Source organism: Sphingomonas sp. (assembly GCF_019242355.1).
Taxonomy (GTDB): Bacteria; Pseudomonadota; Alphaproteobacteria; order Sphingomonadales; family Sphingomonadaceae; genus Sphingomicrobium.
Genome location: NZ_JAFAVR010000249.1, coordinates 1 through 8953 on the forward strand (window position 1 = coordinate 1; position 8953 = coordinate 8953).

At 65.4% G+C, this 8953-nt stretch carries 7 protein-coding genes; all 7 read left to right on the plus strand.

The features are described 5' to 3' along the window. A partial coding sequence (locus JOZ79_RS11885; RefSeq protein WP_366514817.1) for a hypothetical protein occupies nt 1-478 on the plus strand: 478 nt, incomplete at its 5' end. A 4-nt stretch (nt 479-482) separates the two neighbouring features. Further along, nucleotides 483-1844, plus strand: a complete 1362-nt coding sequence (locus tag JOZ79_RS11890; protein WP_294074391.1) for a hypothetical protein — start codon at nt 483-485, stop codon at nt 1842-1844. 8 nt (nt 1845-1852) lie between these two features. Continuing rightward, nucleotides 1853-2563, plus strand: coding sequence for a hypothetical protein (locus tag JOZ79_RS11895; protein WP_294074393.1), 711 nt, complete (start codon nt 1853-1855; stop codon nt 2561-2563). Next, nucleotides 2541-3755, plus strand: coding sequence for a hypothetical protein (locus JOZ79_RS11900; protein WP_294074395.1), 1215 nt, complete (start codon nt 2541-2543; stop codon nt 3753-3755). Before JOZ79_RS11895 ends, JOZ79_RS11900 begins: the two co-directional genes overlap by 23 nt. 166 nt (nt 3756-3921) lie before the next feature. Then, nucleotides 3922-6426, plus strand: a complete 2505-nt coding sequence (locus JOZ79_RS11905; RefSeq protein WP_294074397.1) for a hypothetical protein — start codon at nt 3922-3924, stop codon at nt 6424-6426. A gap of 116 nt (nt 6427-6542) precedes the next feature. Then, on the plus strand, nt 6543-8372 hold the full coding sequence (locus JOZ79_RS11910) for a glycosyltransferase (protein ID WP_294074399.1): 1830 nt from the start codon (nt 6543-6545) through the stop codon (nt 8370-8372). Nucleotides 8373-8391: 19 nt separating this feature from the next. Next, nucleotides 8392-8953 (plus strand): hypothetical protein (locus tag JOZ79_RS11915; RefSeq protein ID WP_294074401.1); only part of this gene is annotated, 562 nt, incomplete at its 3' end.

Below are 8953 nucleotides of genomic sequence, written 5' to 3' on the forward strand. Positions count from 1 at the left end.
GGCAACGGTCACGGTCCGCCGCGGCGGTGAAAGCGGCACGGTCCGTCTTGCCGGCCTCTACGACCAGCCGCGGGACAACATCGCTCTCCAGCCGGGCGATGTCGTCATCGTCCGCGGCGTCGTGGGAACGGTCAACGTGCTCGGCGCAGCCGGAGTGCAGGGCCGGGTCAAGATCACGCGCCACGACTACAGCCTGATGGATGCGCTTGGCGATGCACGCGGGCTCGACAATTCGGCGGCCGACCCCGCCGCGGTCTACGTGATGCGGCAGGGGGACATGACCGCGACCAACGCGCTGCCCAAGGTCTATCATTTCGATCTGCGCAATCCCGTGCAGATCGCCGTGGCGAATGCCTTCATGCTTCATAATGGCGATGCGGTGCTTATCTCCAACGCGTCCTTCGCCCAGTACCAGAAGGTGATCTCCACCTTCAGCGGGATCGTGAATTCGTCCCGCGCCGTCACCACGATCCCCTAGGGCCGTGAGCAAGACCGAAGATCGGATTGCCGCATGGCGGGCCCGGCGCGAGCAGCAGAATGCTGCGCGCGAGGCGCACGGCGACCTGCCGCTGCACCTCGCGGTCATTGCGGCGAAGGGGGAGAGCCTGGGCGCGAGCGGCGATGAAAGCGCCGAGCCGATCCTCGCGCTCGTCCTCGAGAGCCTGCGCAGCGAGCGCCACGAGACCGTCGGCGAGCGGCGGCGGATCTACGATGCCATCGCCCGCGGGGTGGAGCGCGGCGTCGACCGGGGCGACCCGCAGTCCGATTATGCCGAGCTCCGCCGGCGTCAGCTGCGCGCGATCATCCGGCTGATCGAGGCCGATGCCCGTTCTCGCATGGTCGAATTCACGCCCGACTATGTCCCCCCCGGGCTGGCCGAGACCTTGAAGCCGCTGGTCAAGGGTTTTCGCAGGCGCAAGAAGCTTTCCGACCAGAAGGAGGTCACGCGCGCCCGGCGGGAGGCGATCCTCGCCGACGAGGCCTATACGATCGCGGTCCCGGTCGACGAGGAGAGCGACCTCCTCCAGCTCCGCGAGCTGCTTGCCCAGGCCGATGCCAAGCGGGTCGCCCGGACTGGCGCCGACTATCCCAACTGGCGGGCGCTCCGGGCGCTCCTGCGCTATCAGTTCGTGCTTCTGAAATCGGAAAGCCGGGTGGCGCTGCTGTGGACGCTGATCGGCCCGGCGGTGCTGATGGCGCTCCTGATGTCGGTCTATTTCCTGGCCGGCGTGCATTCCGTGCTGAACATGGACGTGCCGACCTTCTCGATGATCGGGACGACGACCTGGTTCATGTTCCGCAACGTCATCTTTCGGACGACCGCGTCGTTCCACGCCCAGCGCGCTCTCCTCAACTTCCGCGCCTATTCGCCGGTCGTGGTCGGCGTGACTCAGGGACTGATCTACATGGCGGCCTATAGCGTCGTGTACGTCGCCCTGATTGGCGGCGGCTATCTCGCCGGAATCTTCACGCTGCCGAACAATTATCCCGGAGTGATCTTCTGGATCATCTGCATCGGCTTCGCGGGGCTTGCCGTCGGCGTGATCTTCGGCTCGATTTCGGTTGTCTGGCACTATTTCCCGCGCTTCGCGCCGGCGATCGAACGCGCTTTGCAGATGGTCTCCAGCGTCATTCTGGTGTCCGAGCAGCTGCCGGTCGAGTATCGCCCAATCGTGCTATGGTCGCCGCTGTCTCATGCCGAGCAGCTGCTGCGCTCGGCCTATTTCGAGGGCTACAAGTCCGAGGACGCGGACCCGACCTATTTCTTCGTGTGCTTCGGCTTCCTGGTGCTTGCGGCGATGATCTCGCAGCGCCTCGTGCGCTCGCGGTCACTTCCGGCCTAGGCGCGGCGATGATCGACCTGTTCTCCGTATCCGACGAATGCGAGGTCTTCGGGCGCGAGGTCGTGCTCTTCGACGGCCTCGACTTCCGCTTGCCGCCCGGACGCTATGCGCTCCTGTCGCACAGCCCGGAATATCGCCCGCTGGTGATGGACATCATCGGGGGCCTTCGCCCGCCACGGCAGGGTTGGGTCGAGATCGAGGGATCGGTGTCCTGGCCGATCGGGCGCGCGGCGATGCTTCGAAGCAAGGCGACGGGCATCGAGTTCGTCTACCTGGTCGCCGACCTCTACGGAATCGAGCGCGACTATGCCGGCGAGTTCGTCTCCTCGCTCATCTCCCGCCCCGAATATCTCGACGTCTCGCTGTATGTCTGGCCACCCTGGGTCCGGCAGGAGTTCAATTTCGCGCTCGGCCTGGTGCCTGAGTTCGACATCTACCTGGTGGATTCGCAAATTCCGTCGGATGATTCCCGCTTCACTCGGCTCTGGCAGGCGCTTTTTGAACAGCGGCTGGTCGGTAAAACACTGATCTTGTCAGCAGCGCGTCCGAAGCAGATGCTCGATTATTGCGCGAAGGCCCTCGTGTTTGACGACGGGCAACTGGAAATCGAGACCGATCTTGAGCAGTGTCTGGAGCGGTTCCCAATCCGATCGGCACGCGAAGCAGTTGGAGACATCACGAATGCCGGAGTCGAGAGTGGCGCAGATTTCCTCTTCTGAGGCACGGCGCGATGCGCTCGCCGACAGGGGCGACACCATCGTTGGACGGGACATCGTTCCCGAGGAGACGGGCGAGGGTTCCCGGGCCCTCGTGCTCGCGCGCGAAGTCCGCGAACGCAGCATCCGCGGCCGTCGGCGGCGGCAGTGGATCTACACCGGGATCATCATCGGCTGCGTCCTTGCCGCGGTCGGCTGGGGAGCGTTCGTGGACCGTCCCCGCTATGCGGCGGAAACCCGCTTCTCGGTTCGGGGAAGCAGCGCCGAGCAGGCGACGTCCGGCGCGGCGACCAGCTTGCTGTCGAGCGGATCGGGAGGCTCTGCGGGAATCGGCTTCGTCGACGGCTTCGCGGTCAACGATTTCCTGAAGTCGCGCGATGCCATGATCCAGCTCAACAAGGTCATGCCATTGGCGACCTTGCTCGGGGTCGATCCCAAAGCCGGCAGCTCCGCACTTTACGACGCTTACAGCCGGGCCGTGAAGGTCAAGTTCTTCATGGTGGAGCAGGAGAATTCGATCGAGGTCGACGCCTTCAGCCCCGACGATTCCCGCCGCATCGCCTCGGCGCTGCTGGTGCTTGCGCAACAATTCGTCGGCAAGATGGACACGCAGGGGGTCCAGGACGCGCTCAACGTCGACATGCGCCAGCTCCAGGCCGCGCAGATCCAGTCGTCCAGCGCGGCCAATTCGATGGCCGCCTGGAGCGCCGAGCACCGCGACGTCGATCCGAACGCGGAAGCGACCATGGTGCTCAACAACATCGCGCAGCTGGAGCAGGAGCTGAACACCGCCAAGATCAACTATGAAAAGGTGCAGGCGTTCGGAAACCCGGATCACCCGATGCTGAAGCCGGCGCAGTTGCAGGTCCAGGCGCTCCAGGGACAGCTTGCGCAGGCCCGTGCGCGCCTTGCCGGCGGCCAGAATTCGGAAGCATCGCGGCTGCGCACCTTCTCGCAGCTAAAGAACGCGCAGACATTCGCCGACAGCAACCTCAGTGCGGCGCGCGATGCCTACCAGCAGTCCTATCGCGAGGCGACGCGGCTTCGGCGTTACCTCTCGGTGATCTCCGAGCCGGTTGCGTCCGACGTGCCGAGCAGTCCGAACCTGTGGCTGCTGGCGGTCCAGGGCCTGCTTGCCGGGATCGTGATCTCCTTCCTGGCGTCGCTTGGGATGGGTCTCACGCGCCGCTCGTGACTCCGCGGCGGGCGGGCTGCCCGTCCGGCGATCGCGAACGCTTTTTGCGCGCGTGAGCGGCCGGGCTCGAACCGGCCGACAGCACCCTCGTCGACGCGCCCTTGTCTTTGATTCAGGGGGTAATCCTTGTTAGAGCCGGACCAAGTCAGGTCTGCGGAGAGCCCTGTTGAGCAAGATCACCATTTCGCCAATCGGCACGTGCAGGATCAGCACGCCGCTGAAGCGCGGCGCGACGCGCTTTCCCGTGCGGCTGGACTATCAGCGCATCTACGGGTTCGTGCACACGACGACCGAAGTCCTTCAGCAACTCCGCTTCCGCAAGGGTGAGATCGCGTTCCCGGCTCAGCTTGAGCCGATCCTGTTCCGGCCAGGCGTGTCGTGCGACGACGATCTGCCGGAGAGGGAGCCTGACCTGACGATCGTCGAGATAAGCTCGACCAAGGTCTATCTGGTCGGCGATGTCGCGATCCAGTGCAACTATCTGCACCAGCATTTCTCCGACTTCTTCTCCCGGCCCGCCCGCGCTCGCGCCTATTACGAACTCGCCCGCCGCGGCGACCCGGCCGCCCTTGCGGACTTCCTCGACAAGGATCCCGTATATCACCTCTACGCCCCTGAGGGCCGCGAGATTCTGGCGGCGATGACGATGCGCGTTCAGACCTTCGACGAGGTCCGGTCCGACATGGCCGAGATTGCCGAGCAGATCGGCAAGGACAAGCTGTTGTTCGTCACCCACGTCAATGTCGAGACGCCGGACGGAAGCCTGATCGCCTCACGTGACAAGCTGATCCGCTGGGTCAAGTCAGCGTCGGCGCAGCTTGAGGTCGATTGCTTCGACCCGACGCAATTGATGACGGAGTTCGGGCAGGAGCGCGCGATGGAGAGCGGCGGCCTCGATTCGACGCACTACACCAATGCCTTTTCCGATGCCTGGTTTGCAAAGGTTCAGCGCGATTACATCTTCCCGCGGGCGATCGTCGCCGGCGTCAATGCCGATGACCTCGAAGCATCGGGGGCGTCGATGGTTTCCGAAACGATTGCCGCGACCCTTCAGCATTATGATTTCTTCGAAGGGTCCCGCCAGTTGTTTGCGGCGCTGAAGAAATATCCCGACGATCTCGGGCTGCAATTGTTGCATGGGCAGGTGATGTCGCGGATCGGCGACTATGAGGGTGCGGTAAGGCTCTTGTCGGGCCATGCCGGATCATCCGAGATGAGCCACGAGACGAGGCAGGATCTGCTGCGCGCCCAGATAGAGACTGGTGACGCGCAGGGCGCGCTCGACCTCGCTTCGCAGATGATCGGCGACGAATATGAAAATGCCGAGATCTACGAGATCGCCGGGCGCGCGGCCGACGCTCTTGGCAGGACGGATGATGCCGTACGCTATCGCAAGCTCGCCTTCCGCCGCGATCCGAACAGCTCGGCCGCCGCGGTATCGGTGCTCGACCACTACCGCGAGACCGGCGATTCCGACCTGTACGATGCATGGCTGGGCGAGGTCATGGACGCGATGGACGAGCATGGCGACGCCGCCCACGCGAGCGGGCTTGCCGAATGGGCGATCTCGCGGCGGGACGACCATGCACTCGGCCGTGCGCTGGCGATCGTCTCCCACAAGGATGTTGGGCTGTTGCCGACGCTGATCGAGGAAGCGGCGCGGGCGGAGATGTATTCGGCGCTGCCGGGCGTCGCGCTGATGCTCAGCGGGCCGTCGGGCATGGCGGAGCGGGCCGCGCGGCCGCTTCGGTCGCTGGCACAGGAGTGGGCCGAGGCCGCCGACAAGCTGCTTGGCGAGGGCCGGACGATAGAAGCGCATGCGCTTGCCGCCGCAGCTGTTGCGGTGCAGCCCAGTCAGGCCGTTGCCCGCCGGGTGCGGCGAGCCGTGATCGACGAGCTGTGGGCGAAGGTTCAAGCGGCGCCGAGCGATGCCGCAGTCGTCGCGCTGTGCGAGCGCGCCGGCGAGATGATCTACGAGCGGCGCTCGATTGCCCTCCTCTATGGCCGGGCGCTGGCCAAGATCGGCCGGCTCGGTGAGGCTCAGCACGTCGCGGCGAGGCTCTTCGAGGCCGCCCAGGACGACGTCGATGCGCGTGCCAACTACGCTCATATCGCGGGACTCAACGGCGACTTCCGAACCGCCGTCGAGCTTTACGGCAGTCTTGCGGAATCGAATGACGAGGGCACCGCTCGCTACGCCAACCGGATCAAGGCCTTCATGGCCTCGGCGGGCCCCAAGGGCGTTCGCTTCATCCGCAGTCTGGCGGCCGAGCAGCGATTCCGCGAAGCGGTCGAGACGTACCGGCTGCTGGAAAAATACTCGCTGATGCCGAAGCAGCAGCTGGCGACGGAGGGGCTGCGGATGCTGAGTGGCCTGCGAACCTATCTCCGGCAGCTCGACGAGGAGGAGGCGCCGCCGCGCGAGGTGCTGGAGACGGTAGATCTGATGCTCGGCCTTGCGCCCGAGGATGCGCGTCTGCTGCGCCGGGCGGGTCTCGCCTACATGAAGGCCGAGGAATTCGAGCGGGCAATGGAATATTGGCGGCGGCTCGAGGCCGTGGCGCCGGACCTCCAGAGCGCCTCGAACAACGTCCAGCGCTGCGAGCTCATGGCCGCGCGCCAGGCTCGTCGCAGGCGTGGAGGTCGCGTCGCAGTGCCGCTCGCGGCCTGACGAAGGGCTTCGGGGCGTTGCTGGAAATCGAGTGAGACAGGGGTGACTGGATTGGATCAAGATTCTCGCGGCGGCCAGGCGCGGTGCCTCGGCAGTCCGCGACGTACGCTGCGCCGATGATGGATGACCTGTCGGGCATGGAAGGCGCGAGCGCACGCTTGACGCCCACGGCGCAGGGGACGGACATGGACGCGCCGCCCGGCGCGGAGCCGCAGCCGTTTGACGACGAGTGGCGGAGGATCGAGGCAGCGATCGAGCAGGTCGAGCTCCGCCGTCACGCCGTGGCGGCGGAGATCCTGACGCCCATCGCCCTGCCGGACACGGCTCCGGTCGATCTTCATATCGGCCTTGCCGAGGCGCTTGCCCGAGCGAACCAGCCGGAACGCTCTGACGATGTCTACGAGCGCCTGCTGGCACGGTACCCTCGGGCGAGGAGAATGCGTTTTCTCTATGCAAAGCGGCTGCATGTGCGCGGCTTCGCGATTCGCGCGCTTGAGGTGCTAGAAAGCGCGACCCCGTTTCCCGACGGCACCAAGCAGAAGGACTTCGTCGACCAGGTCCGTCATCTCTGCGAGCTCCTCGAGGCGCGCGAGGATCGGATGATCGCGCCAATGGAGGATTGCCGCGAGCTGGCGATGAAGCATGCGCTTGCGGCCTATCGCGACCGCCGCGTCGCCGACCTGCCGGGCGACCGGATCGAGCGGCTGACTTTGATTACGGGCGGGCTGGGCGCCGGCGGTGCTGAGCGGCAGCTCTCGCGCAGCGCGGCCGCGCTGGAGCTCCAACGCCGCAGCGAGGGCCAGGTGGGCGGGATCGCGATCGAGAGGCCGATCGAAGTGCTCGTCCGGTCGCACGCCGGGGAGGGGCGGCAGGTGTATCTCGCCGACCTTCAGGCGGCCGAGGTGGAAATCACCGAGATCGACCAGATGGACTCCCACCCCACGAGCATCTTCGGGATTGACGATCCGGAGCTGGTCACGCTCGTCGACTACCTGCCGATCCGGGTCAATTTCGGAGTACGCCGCCTCGTTGCCCACTTCCTTGAGACGCGGCCAAGCGTCGTTTCGCTGTGGCAGGACGGCGCCTGCCTGTTCGCGAGCTTCGCCGCCATCATCGCCGGCGTGCCACGCATCCAGCTCATGTTCCGCGGCCTTCCGCCTGCCATTCGCAAGCACATGTATCATCCGGAATATGAGGTCCTCTACCGCTCGCTGGCCGAAATCCCGGGGATCCAGCTGGTCACCAACTCCAAATGCGCGGCGTCGGCCTATGCCGAGTGGCTTGGCATTCCCGTCGAGCGCTTCTCGATTCTCTATAACGGCGTGCAGCAGATGGGCTGCGACGGCACCGAGGCGCTGGAGGCCCAATGGGACGAGTTCGTCGCCCGGACGCCCGATGCGACCCATGTCATCGGGGGGGTCTTCCGATTCAATACGGACAAGCGCCCGACGACGTGGATTCGCTTCGCCGCCCGCTATGCGAAGTCCCACCCGGATGTGCGCTTTCTCGTCGTCGGCGCCGGCCGCCTGTTCGATGATGCAGTGCAGCTGGCGAACGATCTCGGCATCGGCGACCGGATCCTCTTCGTCGGCCATTCGACCCATGTCGGCTACTGGATGAAGAAGATGGACGTGCTGGTGCTCATGTCCTCGTTCGAGGGGCTGCCCAATGTCCTGATTGAAGCGCAATATCTTGGCGTGCCCGTCGTTTCGACACCTGCCGGCGGCGCGTCGGAATGCTTCATCGAAGGGGTCACCGGGCACATCCTCGGTTGCGCGGACAAGACCGACCTCGACGAAGCTTGCGAGAAGGTGCAGGCCCTTTTGGGACGAGCGCAGGATCCGGCGATCTTCGACCCGGCCACGCGTGATTTCCTGGATCCCAATTTCTCTGTGTCGAAAATGCTGGAGAAATTCATGCGGATCACCTGCGGGGCCGAGCAATAGGCCCGCCCAGCGATACGAGATGAGTAGCGTGCAAACAGACATCGACAGACCGGAAAACGCTTTCCAGGCCGCAGCGGACATGATCCGTGCCGGCGAGTGGACCAAGGGACTGGAAGCCGCCGATGCGGTTGCCGCGACGGGCGCGGAGCCGGACGGCGCCGTCCGCCTCCTGCTCGCGATCGCTCTTGTGCGATCGGACGCCTGGCAGGTTGCGTCGATCACGCCCGACCTCATCCGGGGCGGCGAGGCCAATGACGTTCGACGCCTGGTGCTGAGCCCGCTGATCCAGAAGAATGCACTGAACGACGCAACGCAATTGCTGGGCGCGCTGATCGACGCTTGCCCCCCTGGGCATCGCGACCGTACGCAACGGGCAAGTCTTAACGCGCGGCTCGGCCGCTGGGACGCGGCGATCGCCGACGTCGACCTCGTCGCTGCGTCCGATCCCGACGACAAAGCGGTGCAGGCCGCTCGCTTCCAGTATCGCATCCAGGGCGGCAAGGTCCGCGACGCGGCGGAGCTTGCGCGGACGATTCCGCACCTTCCCTCCGACGGCCGCACCTTGAACCTCATGCTCCTCG